A 16,170-nucleotide genomic window follows, 5' to 3' on the forward strand; every position below is an offset into this window, starting at 1 on the left:
AACTCGTTCACCGTGCCTCGGACCGACCGATGGACTGCTCGACCGCCACCCGGGCGCGATCCAATGCGTCCGCGAACTCCTTGTCCACCTGCCGATAGGCATCGTGGCATCGAGAAAGGCCGTCCGCCACGTCCTTGGCATGCTCACCGATCTGCTGCAGGCCGTAGTGCCACCGATTGTGGAAGTTGTCGGCGGCGTCGACGAGCACCTTCGGCCCGACATCGCCGTGGCCCTCCTGCTTCATGGCGTTCAGCGCATCGGTGAGCACCTGTTCCGAACCACGAAGCAACTGCACCATCTTTCCCAGAACGTCGATGTCCACCCTGAAGAAGCCGACCACACCGTCTCCCCTCACATCCCCGTGTCTACAGACAATCCGCCCCAAGGGTACGGAACGCCATCGGATTTACCACCGAGATCACCGCCGTCGGACTGCCCGACCTCGCCGAGCTGGGATATCCGTGGCTGTACCCCTGTGTCCGCTCTCGACATTCGGTTGCCCGGCGGCACGCGAGCCAGTGGCCGAACAGCTCACCGCGGCGCTCACACATCTTGCCGCCAACGGGGTACGGTTGATATGCGCGCTTATTACCTTGCTTTCGTGCCCATCTCGAGCCCGAGGAGGAACCCGGTGACGACCATTCGCACGGACCGCCGAGGTACTCACTTTGATCATCAGCATGACGGTCCGGCCTGGCAACTGTGATGCGTTGCTCGACTTGATCGAGCGCACGACGACGGAGTTCATCAGCAAGCAGCCCGGCTTTCTCTCCGCCAACCTGCATCGCAACGCGGAGGGCACCAGGCTCGTCAACTACGGGCAATGGGTGAGCGCCGAGTTGTATCGGCAGGCGCGGGCGCGGCCGGAGTTCGAGTCCTTCTCGACGCGCGTCGAGCGACTCGCGGAAAGTATCGACCCCTTCGTGTGCTCGGTCGTTTTCACCGAGGAGTTCCGCGCTATCTGACCCGTTGCGACCGGCCTGCGTTCCGGCTCACTGGCGATCGGCTGGCGTGCGAAGCCTTATCTCGGGCTTTGTCTCCACCCAGAGGGACTCGGCCACAGCATCATTGGAGAAGTCGATCCGAAGCCGTTCCCGCCCTTGATGTTTGTCGACCGACACCGATCGCACTCCCCTGAGCTCGAGATCGGCGAGCTGATCGTCTGCCACCCCGATGATCAACCGAATCTTGCAGTGATCGGGGCGAATCTCCATTTCCACCCACCTCTGCCCCCGCCGGAGTGAGAAGACGGCACTGGTATAGGGCCACAACTCCGCCTCGTAGTCCGCGTTCGTGTGCACCCGCGACTGTGCGGTGGCGTGCGGCCAGTGCGGCTCGCCCTCGAACAACCAGACGAGGTCGGCGAGGTCGGGAGCCGGGTCCATGGTCATGAACTGGAACCTAACGCGGAACGATGCGGCGGGTGTGGGCGTAGACGACGGCATGGACCCGGTCCCGAACCCCGAGCTTGGCAAGGATATTGGACACATGCGTTTTGACCGTCTGCTCACCGATGCCCAGCGCGACAGCGATTTCCGGATTCGTGGCGGCCTTCGCCAGCAGAATCAGGACCTGATGTTCGCGCGGGGTGAGCGTGGTGAGTTCGGGTGCGGCAGGGAATGGTTCGACGCCGTGCGACAGCCGCTCGATCAGGCGGCGGGTCAGGAGCGGATCGATCAGGGCGGGATTGTGCGCGGCGGTTCGGACGGCGGCGACGAGGTCTCGGCCCGGCACCGCCCGGGTGAGGAAGCCGCTGGCGCCCAAACGCAGTGCGCGGTAGAGGTTTTCGTCGGTGCGCTCGGCCGCCAGGGTGAGAATTCGACTGGCGCCGCCGAGTTCGGCGACCGCCTCGGCGATGTCGGGGTCGTCGAGTCCGGGCATGTCGAGGTCGAGGATGGCGATGTCGGGCCGGAGTCGTCGCATCTCGCTGACGGCCGCGACGCCATCCCCGACTTCGGCGACGCATCGTAGATCCGGCTGGCTCTCGAGCACCGCCCGCAAACCCGACCGGAAAACGATCTGATTGTGCGCGAGCAGCACCGATGTCGTCGTGCCGCGCCCCGGATCGGCGTCCGCGGTGACGCTGCTCCCCGCGCCCGGAGTGACGGCGTGCGCGCTGCCCGCCGACAATATCGTCGCGGTGAGCGCGAGCACGAGGGTGGATACGAGCCGCAGCAGCAGCGGGCGCGGCGGTGTGGTCGTCGGCATGGACACAGTCTGCTTCAGCGGAGGAACCCCGTGTAGTTCTTGTTCATCACCTGACTTTCGAGCTGTTTGACGGTGTCGAGCCCCACGCTCACCACGATCAGCACCGAGGTACCGCCGAATGCCAAGTTCTGTGCGGGACCGCCGGATCCCGCGCCCGACAGCAGGTTCGGCAGGACCGCCACCGCGCCGAGATAGATCGCGCCCGGCAGGGTGATGCGGCTCAGCACGAAGCTCAGGTGGTCGGCGGTCGGCTTGCCCGGACGGTACCCGGGGAGAAACCCGCCGAACTTCCGCATCTCGTCCGCACGCTCCTCCGGGTCGACGGTGACCCCGACGTAGAAGTAGGTGAAGAACACGATCAGCGCGAGGTACACCGCGACGTAGACCGGACTCGTCGGGTTCGTCAGGTACCGCCGCACGTACTCCTGCCAGGCGGCGGTGTGCCCGGAAGACGTCAACTGCGCCACTAGATTCGGCAGATACAGCAGCGAGGACGCGAAGATGACGGGAACGACCCCGGCCTGATTCACCTTCAGCGGCAGATATGTCGGGGCCCCGCCGTACATCCTGCGCCCGACCACCCGCTTGGCGTACTGCACCGGAATCCGTCGTTGCCCCTGCTCGACGAAGACGACACCGACGATCACGACCAGCGCGCCGACACCCACCAGAATCGTGGTCGGCAATCCTCGGCCGTCGTGAATCTGCCTGGCCTGCACCGGAATTCGCGCCACGATCCCGGCGAAGATCAGCAGCGACATCCCGTTGCCGACGCCCCGCTCGGTGATCAGCTCGCCGAACCACATGACCAGGCCCGCGCCCGCGGTCATCACCAGCACGATGACGATCATGCCGAAAAGTGAAGTGTCGGAAAGGATGTCGCGCGGACAGCCCGGAAGCAGCTGCCTGCGCGCGGCGAGCGCGACCAGAGTCGTCGCCTGCAACACCGCCAGCGCCATCGCGAGATAACGGGTGTACTGCGTGATCGTGGCCTGCCCGGATTGCCCCTCGCCGCGCAGCCGCTCGAAGCGCGGAATCACGGCGGTCAGCAGCTGGGTGATGATACTCGCGGTGATGAACGGCATGATGCCGATCGCGAAGACCGACAGATGCAGCATCGCGCCGCCGGAGAAGAGGTCGATCAACTGGTAGATCCCGGCCGACCCGCTGCCGGAGACGATCCCGAGACAGGTACGGACGGACCGATAGTCCACTCCGGGAGACGGGAGCGCGGCCCCGAGGCGATAGACCGCGATCAGCCCGAGGGTGAAGAGGATCTTCCGCCGGAGGTCCGGGGTCCGCACGGCCGACGCGATGGCGGAAAACACGGCTCCTCCTGACGAATGTCGTTGCGGCACAGGCGATCGACCCTGCCTCGGGATCTCCGACGGTACGGGCGCTGGCGCTCGGCGCACATCGGCCGCAAGGGTTGAATCGCCCTCCCCCGATGGAGGGAACGAGCACGCCGAGCCGCGATCGCCCCGGAACAGCGGCGCCCGGCTCGGTAGGGTATGGCCGTGCGCGACTTCGGTAGAGGCTTCCGGTATCTCCTGACCGGCCAACGCTGGATCCTCGGGCACGGCCGCCAGTACGGTTTCGGCCTCCTACCGGGCCTGATCACCCTCGTCCTGTACCTCGCGGCACTGATCGCCCTGATCCGCTACGGCTACGACATCGCCACCGCCGTCACCGGATTCGCCGACCACTGGTCCGGTGCGGAACCACTACGGGTCCTCGTCACCGCCCTCCTGATCGCCCTGGCCCTCCTGCTCGCGGTGCTCAGCTTCACCGCGGTCACCCTGCTGATCGGCCAGCCCTTCTACGAGGCCCTCTCGGAACGAGTCGACCGCGCGGCCGCCCCGAACGGCCGCGCCCCGCAATCGAATCGCCCCCTGTGGCAAGAGCTGTGGATCTCCGCCCGCGACAGCCTCCGAATCCTGCTCCGCGCCACCCTCTGGACCCTCCTCCTGTTCGCCCTGGGCTTCCTCCCCCTCCTCGGCCAAACCGTGATCCCAGTCCTCGCGATCTTCGTCACCGGCTTCTTCCTCACCGAGCAATTGACGGCAATGGCCTTGCAGCGGCGCTCGATCGAACTACGAGAACGGCTGAAACTGTTGCGTTCCCGCCGAATGCTGGTGTGGGGCTTCGGCGCTCCCTTGGCCGCGGTCTTCCTGATCCCGCTCATCGCGGTTTTCCTGATGCCGGGGGCGGTGGCGGGGGCGACTCTGCTTGTTCGGGATCTGGTGGGTGAGGGCAATCGGGACGAGCAGTTCGGGCAAGCCGCCGACCGGTAGCCCGGCCGTCCCGGCCCTTCGAAGGCCGTGCCGGTGCTCTTCGCTCTCGCCACAGAGGGTGTACAGGTACGGTCATTCCGCCAGCGAGACAGGCATATTCACTGCGCGCGCAGCGGAATTCGCGCTTGGACCTCCCAGGTATAGCCTCTTCTCCCCCGCTTCAGCCACACCAACACCGCTTCGGTGACCACTACCTCGATCGGGGCAATCACGGCGTCTATTTCTGTCGCGGTCGAAGCGGCTACTGCCGAGGCATTTTCAGAGGCCGGATAGGCAATCGTGATGTGCGGAGCCGATGCTGACATCTTCACCGGTGCGTCCGGGAAAATCGCCAAGGTCGCCGCTCGCACCCGGTCCCGAAGCGCCCGCACAGCATCGGCGGGCGTAACGATGAAGCCGATAGCCCCACGCAGACTGGTCACATGCGCCAGCCGCAAAGCAAGTGGATGTTGTGCCTGACAGGTCAGGACCGCGGCCGCGGCGATCGCGTCGAGATGTTCGGGCGTAATCTCTCCGACCCGTGCGATCCTGTCCACGGTGAGGTGCAAGCCGCTGGTCGGCATCAGGTCGAAGAGGTCCGGATCAATATGTCGCTGGCACCCTTTCACGGCGGCATGCAGTTCCAACGCGTGTTCGAATGTCAGAAACCAGTAGTACCCGAGCGCTTCAGCGGGAGGATCATCGCCTCTGTCTGCCGGGCTGGCCATCGCGCTCATCGACGCTCCTCACGTTCGCGAGCGCCCCCCGCACTGTCCGTGGTTCGGAGCGCCCGTACACGGTCGGTGAATTCGCGAACCGCAGGGTCGGCCGATACGGTCCGAGATCATCGATCAGCGTGGCCAGATGACCTACACAACGCGTGGAGTCGACCCGCTCCGCGAGCAGGTCGACCGCGTGACCGGCCAGCGAGAGCGCTTGGTCCACATCCGGATCGTCCTGTCGCACATACGTTGTGGCCAACAGCGTGTACCTCAAGGCCCCCTCGCGCGAGGTGCCGGGTTCCTGTGAGCGCAGAGCCTTACGCAGGTGGTGCCGAGCATCGGCGTACCTTCCGAGCCGGAGATAGCAATATCCGGCCTGGCCGTGCGCATGGGTCTCGTCGAGCCAATAGCTCCAGTCCGGAGCTCCCGGGGCGGAGGTGTCCAAGGCCGTGAAGGCGGCATCGATCGCACGCCGAGTCTCGCTGCGCGCCCCCTGGTTCGCTCTAGCCTCGGCCGCGCGGAGGTGCAAGATGGCCTCGACTCGGGGGCTTCCCCGCGATAGCCCGCGCGTGCGGTGTCCGCCAGCGTGGCGGCCTCATGTGGCTGGCCGAGGTCTTTCGCCCGACAGGACATGAAGCCGAGAATGTTCGCGGCGAGGGCTCGATCTCCGGCAGCATGCGCGGTGCGCAGCGCGGCGACCCAATAGCGTTGGGCGCGCGCGTGTTGACTCGCGTCGAACGACAGCCACCCCGCCAACCGGAGCAGCTCAGCGGCCGAGGCGTGCAAGCGGCGTCCTACGCTGTCGTCATAGCGCCCGTGTTGCAGCAGGTCGAGTACGTGCCGCAGATGAATACGGACCATCGTGAGCAGATTACCGCTGCCGACCTGATCGTCCATCCTGCGCAGGCTGGCGGTCACGGTGTCGATTTCGTCAACGGTCCCGATCTCGATGCGCGTATCCATCATGCTGGCGACGAGCCGTTGATGGACCGGGCCGATCATCAAGGAACCCGTCAGAGTCAGGAACAGCCGACGCCGCATAGGATCACCATCGGTGACCGCCTGCATGACACGCAAGGTTCCTGGCCCAGGACCGGAGATACCCGCTGTCGGCTGTCTCCGAGATCACCCAGTTGAGCGATAAGCTCGGCCGGTGCCCCACCGAACCGATCTCGAGATGTTCGCGGAATCCGCTCACCCGCAGGCGCAAGCGTGAACGGCGGTCCGTTCCCACCGAAGGCACCCGACTCCTTGATCGACCCCACACCATCCGCGCGAATGACTGGCAGGCATTCGCGAATCTGACTCTGCTCGAGAATCATTGGAGTATGAAGGCGTGGCCGCCAGGACACGCCGCCTACTACTGGTACCTCACCTTCGCCGACGGTGCTCTCATGTCTTACGTCGAACAGTGCCAGGCACAGCTCGAGACAGAGCACCTAAACATGGTTCCGCCAGGCGGGCTCCACTTGACGCTCGTCAAGGTTGGAGACGCGGACATGATCGATGCCGAGGACCTGTCGGCGTGCGCGAGTGCGGCCGAAGCGAACCTCGCAGCGCTGAAACCCTTTTCGCTCGAAATAGGACCATTGGCCGGTTCGCCCAGCGCGATTCGCTTTTCTGTTGCACCATGGCAACCGCTTGTGGAACTCCATGCCGCGTTGCGAGGAAGTATCACTAGGACGCGACCAACCCAAACGCCTAGCCCGACTGCCCAATTCCGGCCGCATCTCGGAATCGCGTACAACAATCAGCGTCGCCCCGCCGCCCCGGTCGTGAAAGACGTTGCCAGGCTGAGACATATGCCTATCGTCAAGGTAGGCATCGTAGAAGTGAAGCTTGTCCGATTATGGCGGACAGAGCATCACTACAAGTGGCAGGACCGCACGGCCATCGCCCTTCGGCCATAGGAACGCCCGACGTATGTATCGGGACAAGGCACATCAGGTACGGCGCCCGACCACCAGCTCGGGAGCCGTGGCGCTGATCCTCGCCAGCACTCCCCGGGTCCGGTCCGACTCCAATTCCTCGAGAGTGTCGAGCACAGGATTCACGATCCTCGCCGCCCCCGCTTCATCGCCCAACCGCAGCCTCAGCATCGCGGTCTCCCCCGCGATCATCGCGTGGACCCGCGCGTGAGTCTCCGGATTCCAGAGCGTCGTAGCGCGCTCGTGGTACCGCTCCGCCTCCTTCAGCTCCCCCAACGCTTCGAGCGCCTTGCCCGTCTGATGCGCGACCGTGCCTCCGTTGGGTGTCCACGACGCCATCCACGGGGGCAGCTCCGCCGTGTGCTCGTTATCGGTGAGGGACGTGACCTCCCTCAGCATGTCCCGAGCGGCGGCCGCGTTTCCCGTCTCCGCATGACAACGAGCGAGGGTCACCTTGAACTGAGCCATCGCCACCTCATCGATGTCCTCGCGTGCTCGTTGGACCGCCGCCTCGGCGAGATCCACACTGAACCGACGCTCCCCGATATCGGTGGACTGTACGCTCAAAGCACGCAGAGCCCATGCGGCTTGGCCATCGCTCCCGCCCTCGGTAGCGAGCCGCAATGCTGCCAGGTAATACCGTTGCGCGAGACCATCCGCTCCCGCGTCGTGCGCCTTGAATCCAGTGAGGTACGCCAATTCCGCTGCGGCGCTGAATGCCTCGAAACGAACAGTGGCGTCGGCGAATCGCGCTCGAAGTAGAGCGGCCACATCGGTCGCCAGAAATTCGGCGACGGCGGTACGTCCAGCGCCTCCACCGCGTACCTCGTCCAGCCGGTGAAACGCCGCGGTGATGTCGCGGACCGCGCGGACCTCGGCGAGTCCGACGCGCCGAGATTGGTCGACGTGAGTCAGGCGTGCGGTGGACTCGGGTAAAGGGGCAAGAGCGCTCGCCGACAATGCCACGCTGTAGACGGCGTTGCGCAGAAACGACCGGCGGTCCACATCGTTCTTCGCCAGTGCGACAGCCGAACTCACCGCGTCGGTGAACGGGCCGCACACTCGTTCGTACCACGCGACTATTTCCGCCGTGGGGGTTCGATGCCCGGTTTCGTAGTGGCCGAGCGCGGCTCGGCTGTAGGGCACGCGCTCGGCCATGCCGGACAGACTCAATCCCGCCGCTTCTCTGGCCGCACGCAGCCGAGATCCGGTGATTGTGGCGTCCTGGTTTTCCACAGTTCCAGGCTATCGCGGCCGGTCGGTTCGGGGAGGAGCCGTAGATGTCGTGTAGACACCGAAGGCATCGTTCGGCGCTTCGTCTCGCCTTACTGTTCCTTCGTGCGTCGCGCTCGTCGATGTCGAGTGGACAGCACATGCTTCCCCGATCCACCACGGTGCCCTATCCCTCGATACCGGAGGTGTTACCCCATGAGCATTGCCTTGGCCTTGATCGCCGCCCTTCTGGGCTCATTGGCCACCTATTTCCTGATTTCCCTGTGGCCACAACGAATTCCAAGAGATATCACTGTCGACGCCATCCGTGAACGCGTCGAGCGCGAGGGAGGTCGATAATGCCCGCCGAAGGTTCCACCCTCGCCCGCCGCGCCCTCGGCCGCCAACTGAACGCCTTGCGGGAGAAGGCGAACATCACCCGCTTCCAAGCCGCCCGCATCCTGGGTATCTCCCCCCAGACCATGACCCGCCTGGAGGACGGCGTCTCCCTGCCGTCGGCGAAGGACCTCTACATGAACGCCCTGTGCGATCACTACGGCGTCTCCGACGAGAAGCGCCGGATGGTGCTCGCGCTGGCCGCCGAGGTGCGGGGCAATGCCAGAAATGGTGGCGGCTGGTGGCGGCCGCATATCGATTGTGCCCCGGCCGATTTCGATCCTTACGCCATGTTGGAGAACGCCGCTCGGCGCGTGACGGCGTGGCGGGTCATCCTGCTTCCGCCGATCGTGCAGACCCTCGATTATCGGCGCGCGGTGGCGTGGACCAAGAGCCCGCACCTGCCGACCGGGGAGATCGAGCGGCGCATCGAGCATCAGGTGAAACAGCAACGCCGACTGGATGATCCGGCGTTCACCGCCGAGATCATACTGTCGGAGGCCGCGATTCGCGAGGAGTGGGGCGGGGCGGGGGTCATGGCCGAGCAGCGCCGCTACCTCGCCGAACTCGGGCAGCGCCCGAACGTCTCGATTCGCGTGGTGCCGTTCAATACCCGCAGCCACATCGGCGCGCTCGTCGGATCGTTCTCCCTCATAGAGTTTCCGCTCGTCCCCCACCCCAGGCTCACCGAACCGCCCGTCGTCTATATCGAGGAACATGTGGGAGACCTCTTCCTCGAGCGTTCGGAAGAGATCGACGCCTACAAGTCCACGATCACCGAACTACGCCGCGTCGCTCTCAGCGAATCCGACTCCCGCACAATGCTTCTGGAGTCCTAACTCAATACCCCCGAGCGATCCACTCCTCCAAATGCGGACTCTCCGCCCCCACCGAAGTCCCGTCGCCGTGCCCGGTCCGAACCTCCGTCTCACCGGGCAAGGTGAACACCCTCTCCCGCAACGACCCGATGATCGTCGGAAAGTCCGAATACGACCGCCCCGTAGCCCCCGGCCCGCCCGAGAACAGCGTGTCCCCGCTGAACAACACTCCCAATTCCGGCGCGTACAGGCACACCGAGCCGGGCGAATGCCCAGGCGTGTGGATCACCTGAATATCCGTCCCCGCCACCGAGATTCGCGCACCGTCCGCCAACGACGAGAACCCGGACGACGGATACACCACCCGCCACAACATCTCGTCCCCCGGATGCAGCAACACGGGCGCGTCGGTCCGCGACGACAGCTCCCCGGCCACCCCGATGTGATCGTTGTGCCCGTGCGTGCACACGATCCCCCGCACCACCCGATCACCCACGGCGTCCAGAATCGCCGACGCGTCGTGCGCGGCGTCCACGATCACGACCTCGCGATCGTCCCCCACCACCCACACATTGTTGTCGACCTCCCACGACCCGCCGTCCAGCTCGAACGTCCCGGACGTGACCACCCGCTCCACCGCACTCACAACATCACCACCGACCGCAGCACCCGCCCGGATTTCATTGTGGCGAAAGCCTTTTCGACATCCCCCAGCCCCACCCGCTCGGACACGAACCGCTCCAACGGCAACCGCCCCGCTCGATGCAACGCGAGCAGCGTGGGAAAGTCCCGTTCGGGCAGGCAATCGCCGTACCACGACGATTTCAACGCCCCACCGCGCGAGAAGAAGTCCAGCAACGGCATATCCAACCGCATATCCGGAGTAGGCACGCCGACCAACACTACCGTACCGGCGAGATCGCGAGCGTAGAACGCCTGCTCGTAGGTCTCGGGGCGCCCGACCGCGTCGATCACCACATCCGCGCCGAAATCCCCGGTGAACTCGCGGATCAGCGCGACCGGATCGGATACGGAGGCATCGACGGTGTGCGTGGCGCCCAACTCCACGGCCGTCTCCAGCTTGGCCTTGTCCCGATCGACCGCGATCACCGTCGTCGCCCCGGCCAGCACGGCCCCGGCCACGGCCGCCGCCCCGACACCCCCGCACCCGATGACGGCCACACTGTCTCCCAGCCCGACCTGCCCGGTGTGCAGTGCCGCCCCCAACCCGGCCATCACCCCACACCCCAACAACCCCGCCACCGCCGGGTCGATCGCGGAATCGACGACCGTGCACTGCCCTTCGTGCACCAGCGTCTTGTCCGCGAATGCCCCGATCCCCAACGCCGGAGTCAGCTCGGTCCCGTCCGTGAGCGTCATCTTCTTCGACGCGTTGAACGTATTGAAGCAGTACCACGGCCGCCCCCGCCGACAAGCCCGGCACCGCCCGCACACCGCACGCCAGTTCAGCACGACGAAATCCCCGACCGCCACATGGTCGACCGCCGCCCCGATGTGATCGACGATTCCGGCCGCCTCGTGCCCGAGCAGGAAGGGGAACTCGTCATTGATCCCACCCTCGCGGTAGGTCAGATCCGTATGGCACACCCCGCACGCCAGCACCCGCACGACAACATCGTGCGGCCCCGGATCGGGGATCACGATATCGGTCGATTCGACGGGTTCGCCCACCGCTCGCGCGACCACGCCACGCACGATCTCGGCCATGTCACCTCCGTGTCCACCGGCCCGAACAGGCCGGGCCATCAGTCCGGTTCAGTATCCATGCACCCATCCGGAATAGTGTCTGGAATGTGGTCCACGTCATATGGTAGCGTCGCCGTCGCATGGTGAAGGAGATGCGCTTTGTCGACGACGAATCTGGCTCTTCCCCCGGCTGAGCAGGGATCGCGGCCGGGTGCGGCGCTTCGTCGGAATTTCTCGGAGACGGTGTTGTCGAGCCTGGCCACGTTCGGCCGGGCGCTGCGGATGGGCGCACACGCGGTCCGCGTCGGCACCGGCGATCTCCTCCGGCTGCGGTTCCAGACCCACGAAACCCTCACGCAGGCTTGGTTTCTCATCAAGGTGACCGCGATTCCGAGCATCCTGATGGCGATTCCGTTCGGCGTCATCATCTCCGCGCAGGTCGGCAATATCGTCTCCCAGCTCGGCGCGGACTCCATGATCGGCGCGGCGGGCGGGCTGGGGGTGATCAAGCAGGGCGCGCCGATGGCGAGCGCCATGATGCTCGGCGGTGCGGGTGCGGCGGCCATCGCCGCGGACCTCGGCGCGCGGACCGTGCGCGAGGAGGTCGACGCCATGCGGGTGATGGGCGTGGATCCCGTTCAGCGCCTGGTGGTTCCGCGGATCGCCGCCATGATGCTGATCGCGCCGCTGCTCAACATCCTCATCGTGGTGGTCGGCATCGCCGCGGGATTCCTGGTCGCGGTGACCGCGCTCGATGTCACCCCGGGCAGTTACTGGGCGTCGTTCGGGGCGTTCACCACGACAATCGACATCTGGGTGTCGCTGGTGAAGGCGTTGATCTTCGGGTTCCTGGTGGTGGTCATCGCCTGCCAGCGCGGGCTCGAGGCCAAGGGCGGGCCGCGCGGAGTCGCCGACGGGGTGAACGCGGCGGTGGTCATGTCGGTGGCCGCGGTGGCGGTGCTCAACACCGCCATCACGCAGGTGGTGACCATGTTCTTCCCGGTGAGGATGGCGTGATGACCGCGACCCCGTATCTGCCCGCCGGACTGCGCTGGGCCAACCGGCTGCGCGGCCACCTGCATCCGCTAGCGCCGATCGAATTCGTCGGCTTCGCAATCGGTTTCGCGTGGCAGGCGCTCTCGGCGCTGCCCTACACCTTGGTGCACTACCGGCGGCAGACGATCGCGGTGATCACCGATATGACGTGGGGTCGCGGGTCGGTCATCATCGGCGGCGGCGTGGTCCCGCTCATGCTGCTGCTGGGCGCGGCGATGGGCGCCTCGATCGGCATCGAGTCCTTCAGCGCCCTCGATCTGCTCTCCCTGGGCCAGCTCACCGGGCTGATCTCCGCGTTCGGCGTCACCCGGGAGCTCGCGCCGATCGCGGCGGGGGTCGGGTTCGCGGCGCAGGCGGGGTGCCGCATGACCGCCGAGATCGGGTCGATGCGGATCTCCGAGGAGATCGACGCGCTGGAATCGCTGGGGGTGCGGTCGGTGCCGTTCGTGGTGACCACCCGCATCATCGCCGGAATCGTCGCCGTCGCACCGGCTTTCGTGGTCGCGTTGATCCTCAGCTACCTGTCGTGCCGGGTGATCGTGACGACCGTGCACGGCACCCCGGAGGGCACCTACGGTCACTACTTCGACCAGTTCGTGCTCGGCTGGGATGTGCTGGCGGCGATCATCAAGGTGATGGTGTTCGCCGTCGCGGTGGTGCTGATCCATTGCTATCAGGGCTATTTCGCCACCGGCGGCCCGGAGGGTGTGGGCACCGCCTCGGGCCGCGCGGTGCGGGCGAGCCTGGTCTCGATCATCGCCCTGGACATGTTCGCGACGATTGTGCTGTGGGGCTTCCAGTCCCCCATCACGTTCACCGGGTGATCGCGTGCCCGCCTATACCCTGCCCGGAACCGAGGTCGGCCCGCGCCGCGCCCGCGTCCTCGGCGCGTGCGCGGTGCTGATCACCGTGCTCGGCGTCGTCGCCTGGCGTGCCGCTCCGGAAACGAAGTCCGCCAACGACATTCACGTCACCCTGGTCACCACGACGGTCGGCGAGGGCGTGGGCTCCGGCACCGATGTCCGCCTCGACGGCATGCGGGTCGGCTCGGTGGCCGAGGTCGCGAGCGCCGGGCCGGGCCGCCAGCACATCGACCTGACCCTGCAACGGTCGCAGCTGTTCGGCCTGACCGACGCCCTGAGCGTCGACTACGCGCCGGGCAATCTCTTCGGAATCAGTGCGCTGCAACTGCATTCGGGCTCCGGCGGCGACGTGCTCACCGACGGGACGACCGTGGATCTCACCGGCCCGCGCGCCGACCGGGTCCGCGACGCGACGCTGGCCGCGCTGCTGGGTTCCACCGGCACCCTGACCGACGACGTGCTGACCCCGAAACTGGCCGAGCTGCTGCGCACGGCGTCGCACGACATCAGCGCCTTCACCCCGCTGTTGCGGGCGGTCGGCACCACCGCGCGCTCGTTCGCCGAGACCCAGCTGATGCCGCCGTCGCTGCTGTTCGACCGGTTCGGCTCGGTGCTGGCCGGTTTGCCGCCGATGCTGGCGGGCGCGCTGCGCATCGTCTACTCCGCCTACACCAACCAGTACTTCCAAACCCCCGAGCACATCGCGAAATACTCCGAGATGTTCGACAAGATCCAGTACGAGCTGCTGCCGACCGTCACGCGGACCGCCACCACAGGCAATCAGTACTTCGGCGGTTTCATCCCGATCGCCACCGCGATCCTCGATCAGCTCTCCGGCTCGATCGGCGACCCGGCGGCCTCCGCACCGCGGCTGCGCGAACTGCTCGAGCGGCTCGGCGTCGCCTTCCACGACACCCCCGACGGCCCGGTGCTCGATGCCGGTGTCGAGGTCGGCACGGGAGGACGCTGATGACGACCCGCGCCCTGTTCGTCCGGGTCTCGATCGCCGTCGTGGTGATGGCGGTGGCCCTGGTCGGCGTCTTCCGGATCGTGCAACGACCCGTGCGCGGCGAAACCGACACGTACACAGCGATATTCACCGACGCCAACGGTCTGCGCGCGGGTGACGACGTGCGGCTGTACGGCGTTCAGGTAGGCAAGGTGCGCGAGGTCGGCCTCGATCACGCCCAGGCTCGGGTGCGGTTCACCGTCACCCGCGACCATCCGCTGTTCACCGACAGCCGCGTCGCCATCCGCTTTCAGAACCTCACCGGGTTCCGGTATCTCGACATCCAGCAACCCGACCGGCCCGGCGCACGCCGCTCGCCCACGGCGGTGTTCCAGACCGCGGAGACGATTCCGGCCTTCGACATCACCACCCTGTTCAAGGGATTGCAGCCGGTGCTGGCCGAACTGTCGCCCGAGGATCTCAACCAGTTCGCCGACAGCATGCTCGCGGTCGTGCAGGGCGACGGCACCGGCATCGGGCCCGCGCTCGGCGCGATCGACAAACTCAGCCGCTACGCCTCCGACCGGCAGGCCGTGCTGTCGACGCTGGTCGGCAATCTGGCGCGGATCTCCGATCATCTCGGCGGCAAATCCGGGAACGCCATGAAACTGCTGACCAATCTGACCAACCTGTTCACCGCGATCACCGACAAGCTGCCCGGCCTGGTAGATTTCGCGCTCGCGATTCCGCCTGTGCTGCAACCGCTTCGGGACATGCTGACGGTTCTCGGCATCACCGGGGACCGCGATCGGGACCTGGACGCCCTACTGCGCCAGGCGTTTCCGGATCCGCGCCAGGCGGTCGCGGTGTTCGGCCAACTGCCGGGCCTGATCCAGGCCATCACCGCCACCGTTCCCCCGACCGGGCCGGAGGCCGCCATGACCTGCTCGCACGGCGTCGCCGTCGCCCCGCAACCCATTCAGATCCTGATCGCCGGACAGAGGATCACGCTGTGCCGGGGCTGAGGGGGTGGCGGGCGCGACTGACACCGAAAACCGAGCGCGGCAACGAGATTCGCTGGGGTCTGGCCGGGATCTGCGGGGTGCTGCTGCTGATCGCGGCGATCGGGGTCGTGTACACGACCGGCACCACGCCGGAGCGGACCTATCGCGCGGATATGGCGCAGGCGGGCGCGATCCGGCCCGGCGACGACGTCCGGGTCGCGGGCATCCCGGTGGGCAAGGTGAAGTCGCTGACCCTGCTCGCCGACCGGGTGCGGATGACCTTCACCGTGAACAGCACGGTATTCGTCGGCGACCAGACCACCCTCGATCTGCGGATGCTGACCATTGTCGGCGGCTACTACGTGGCGGTGGAACCGTCGGGGGCGAAACCGCTGGGCTCGACGATCATCCCGTCGCAGCGAGTCGTGTTGCCCTACAACCTGACTCAGGCGTTCCAGGACGCCATCGAGCCGGTGCGGAAGGTGGACGGGGATACGTTACGGCGCAATCTCGCCGCGCTGGCCTCCTCGGTCGACCGCAGTCCCGACGCGCTGCGGGCGGCGGTCCAGGCCGTCAGCGATGTGGTCGGGGTGATGGACAAGCAGAACGCCGACATCTCCCACACCCTGTCCATCGCCGACGAATACCTCGCCGCGCTCGACGCCAATTCCGCGGTGCTGGCCCAATTCGTGACCACGCTGCGGACCCTGGAGAACATCGTCGAGGGCAACAAGACGGCGGTGCACCAGGCCGTCGACGACCTCGCGGTGGTGCTGCACGACTTCAGCCCCCTGGGCAGGCTGTGGGACGAGCAGCTGAAAGCCAAGGCCCAGCCGCTCGCCGACGCCATGCCCAAACTCCAGGAACTCGCCAATGGCCTTGGCAGCCTGCTGGATTCGCTGCGCGGGCTGGAACAACGCGTCCTGCCCCTGCTGCCACCGGGCGGCGGCGTGACCATCGATCAGTCCGGCACCACGATTCAACCGGCCGCGTTCTGCGTCCCCGTCCCGGGAGGTGGCTGCTGATGGCCCGCA

19 protein-coding genes are annotated in these 16,170 nt (G+C 66.4%); 11 read left to right on the forward strand and 8 right to left on the reverse strand.

All coding sequences use genetic code 11. The annotated features are described in order from the left end of the window. Window positions 1-7: 7 nt before the first annotated feature. A complete protein-coding gene (locus tag ACFYTQ_RS23335; protein ID WP_387364621.1) occupies window positions 8-340 on the reverse strand; it encodes a hypothetical protein in 333 nt (110 codons plus the stop codon). A 328-nt stretch (window positions 341-668) separates the two neighbouring features. Between ACFYTQ_RS23335 and ACFYTQ_RS23340 the strand changes: the two genes are divergently transcribed. Next, window positions 669-965, forward strand: coding sequence for an antibiotic biosynthesis monooxygenase family protein (locus ACFYTQ_RS23340; RefSeq protein WP_387364624.1), 297 nt, complete (start codon window positions 669-671; stop codon window positions 963-965). Between the two features lie 27 nt (window positions 966-992). Here the strand turns inward: ACFYTQ_RS23340 and ACFYTQ_RS23345 are convergent, their stop codons facing one another. The 3 genes from ACFYTQ_RS23345 to secY are packed head-to-tail and all read right to left on the reverse strand — an operon-like array spanning window position 993 to window position 3,536. After that, window positions 993-1,391, reverse strand: a complete 399-nt coding sequence (locus tag ACFYTQ_RS23345; RefSeq protein WP_387364627.1) for a hypothetical protein — start codon at window positions 1,389-1,391, stop codon at window positions 993-995. Window positions 1,392-1,401: 10 nt separating this feature from the next. Beyond that, complete coding sequence (locus tag ACFYTQ_RS23350; RefSeq protein ID WP_387364630.1) at window positions 1,402-2,208, reverse strand: LuxR C-terminal-related transcriptional regulator; 807 nt, start codon at window positions 2,206-2,208, stop codon at window positions 1,402-1,404. Between the two features lie 14 nt (window positions 2,209-2,222). Beyond that, a complete protein-coding gene (secY, locus tag ACFYTQ_RS23355; RefSeq protein WP_387364633.1) occupies window positions 2,223-3,536 on the reverse strand; it encodes a preprotein translocase subunit SecY in 1,314 nt (437 codons plus the stop codon). 189 nt (window positions 3,537-3,725) lie between these two features. Between secY and ACFYTQ_RS23360 the strand changes: the two genes are divergently transcribed. Beyond that, window positions 3,726-4,502: an EI24 domain-containing protein gene (locus ACFYTQ_RS23360; RefSeq protein ID WP_387364636.1), complete on the forward strand. Its 777-nt coding sequence runs from the start codon at window positions 3,726-3,728 to the stop codon at window positions 4,500-4,502. A gap of 98 nt (window positions 4,503-4,600) precedes the next feature. On the opposite strand, the gene ACFYTQ_RS23365 is transcribed toward ACFYTQ_RS23360, so the two are convergent. After that, window positions 4,601-5,218, reverse strand: a complete 618-nt coding sequence (locus ACFYTQ_RS23365; RefSeq protein WP_387364639.1) for a 2'-5' RNA ligase family protein — start codon at window positions 5,216-5,218, stop codon at window positions 4,601-4,603. Window positions 5,219-5,800: 582 nt separating this feature from the next. On the opposite strand from ACFYTQ_RS23365, the gene ACFYTQ_RS23370 reads away from it, so the two are divergent. After that, a complete protein-coding gene (locus tag ACFYTQ_RS23370) occupies window positions 5,801-6,340 on the forward strand; it encodes a hypothetical protein (RefSeq protein ID WP_387364642.1) in 540 nt (179 codons plus the stop codon). Between the two features lie 308 nt (window positions 6,341-6,648). After that, window positions 6,649-7,113: a 2'-5' RNA ligase family protein gene (locus ACFYTQ_RS23375; protein ID WP_387365404.1), complete on the forward strand. Its 465-nt coding sequence runs from the start codon at window positions 6,649-6,651 to the stop codon at window positions 7,111-7,113. Window positions 7,114-7,146: 33 nt separating this feature from the next. On the opposite strand, the gene ACFYTQ_RS23380 is transcribed toward ACFYTQ_RS23375, so the two are convergent. Next, on the reverse strand, window positions 7,147-8,367 hold the full coding sequence (locus ACFYTQ_RS23380) for a helix-turn-helix domain-containing protein (protein ID WP_387364645.1): 1,221 nt from the start codon (window positions 8,365-8,367) through the stop codon (window positions 7,147-7,149). Between the two features lie 192 nt (window positions 8,368-8,559). Between ACFYTQ_RS23380 and ACFYTQ_RS23385 the strand changes: the two genes are divergently transcribed. Both ACFYTQ_RS23385 and ACFYTQ_RS23390 read left to right on the forward strand, forming a co-directional pair. Beyond that, entirely contained in the window at window positions 8,560-8,703 is a 144-nt protein-coding gene (locus ACFYTQ_RS23385) for a hypothetical protein (RefSeq protein ID WP_387364648.1), read from the forward strand. Beyond that, window positions 8,703-9,578, forward strand: coding sequence for a helix-turn-helix domain-containing protein (locus ACFYTQ_RS23390; protein WP_387364651.1), 876 nt, complete (start codon window positions 8,703-8,705; stop codon window positions 9,576-9,578). Before ACFYTQ_RS23385 ends, ACFYTQ_RS23390 begins: the two co-directional genes overlap by 1 nt. Before the next feature lies 1 nt (window position 9,579). On the opposite strand, the gene ACFYTQ_RS23395 is transcribed toward ACFYTQ_RS23390, so the two are convergent. After that, complete coding sequence (locus ACFYTQ_RS23395; RefSeq protein ID WP_387364654.1) at window positions 9,580-10,203, reverse strand: MBL fold metallo-hydrolase; 624 nt, start codon at window positions 10,201-10,203, stop codon at window positions 9,580-9,582. Beyond that, complete coding sequence (locus ACFYTQ_RS23400) at window positions 10,200-11,285, reverse strand: S-(hydroxymethyl)mycothiol dehydrogenase (RefSeq protein ID WP_387364657.1); 1,086 nt, start codon at window positions 11,283-11,285, stop codon at window positions 10,200-10,202. The genes ACFYTQ_RS23395 and ACFYTQ_RS23400 overlap by 4 nt, the downstream gene beginning before the upstream one ends. 222 nt (window positions 11,286-11,507) lie before the next feature. Here ACFYTQ_RS23400 and ACFYTQ_RS23405 point away from each other — a divergent pair, with 222 nt between their 5' ends. Genes ACFYTQ_RS23405 through ACFYTQ_RS23425 form a run of 5 tightly spaced genes read left to right on the forward strand, consistent with a single transcriptional unit; the run spans window position 11,508 to window position 16,161 of the window. Next, the gene (locus tag ACFYTQ_RS23405) at window positions 11,508-12,281 is read left to right on the forward strand and encodes an MlaE family ABC transporter permease (RefSeq protein WP_387364660.1); all 774 of its coding nucleotides are present in this window, start codon (window positions 11,508-11,510) and stop codon (window positions 12,279-12,281) included. Further along, window positions 12,281-13,144 carry an ABC transporter permease gene (locus tag ACFYTQ_RS23410; RefSeq protein ID WP_387364663.1) on the forward strand — a complete coding sequence of 288 codons (864 nt, stop codon included), beginning with the start codon at window positions 12,281-12,283 and terminating at the stop codon, window positions 13,142-13,144. Before ACFYTQ_RS23405 ends, ACFYTQ_RS23410 begins: the two co-directional genes overlap by 1 nt. 4 nt (window positions 13,145-13,148) lie before the next feature. After that, window positions 13,149-14,153: a hypothetical protein gene (locus ACFYTQ_RS23415; RefSeq protein WP_387364666.1), complete on the forward strand. Its 1,005-nt coding sequence runs from the start codon at window positions 13,149-13,151 to the stop codon at window positions 14,151-14,153. Beyond that, window positions 14,153-15,157, forward strand: coding sequence for an MlaD family protein (locus tag ACFYTQ_RS23420; RefSeq protein WP_387364668.1), 1,005 nt, complete (start codon window positions 14,153-14,155; stop codon window positions 15,155-15,157). The genes ACFYTQ_RS23415 and ACFYTQ_RS23420 overlap by 1 nt, the downstream gene beginning before the upstream one ends. Then, entirely contained in the window at window positions 15,145-16,161 is a 1,017-nt protein-coding gene (locus ACFYTQ_RS23425) for an MlaD family protein (RefSeq protein ID WP_387364671.1), read from the forward strand. Before ACFYTQ_RS23420 ends, ACFYTQ_RS23425 begins: the two co-directional genes overlap by 13 nt. Window positions 16,162-16,170: the final 9 nt, after the last annotated feature.

The organism is Nocardia sp. NPDC004068, from assembly GCF_042874315.1.
In the GTDB taxonomy this organism is placed as follows: domain Bacteria; phylum Actinomycetota; class Actinomycetes; order Mycobacteriales; family Mycobacteriaceae; genus Nocardia.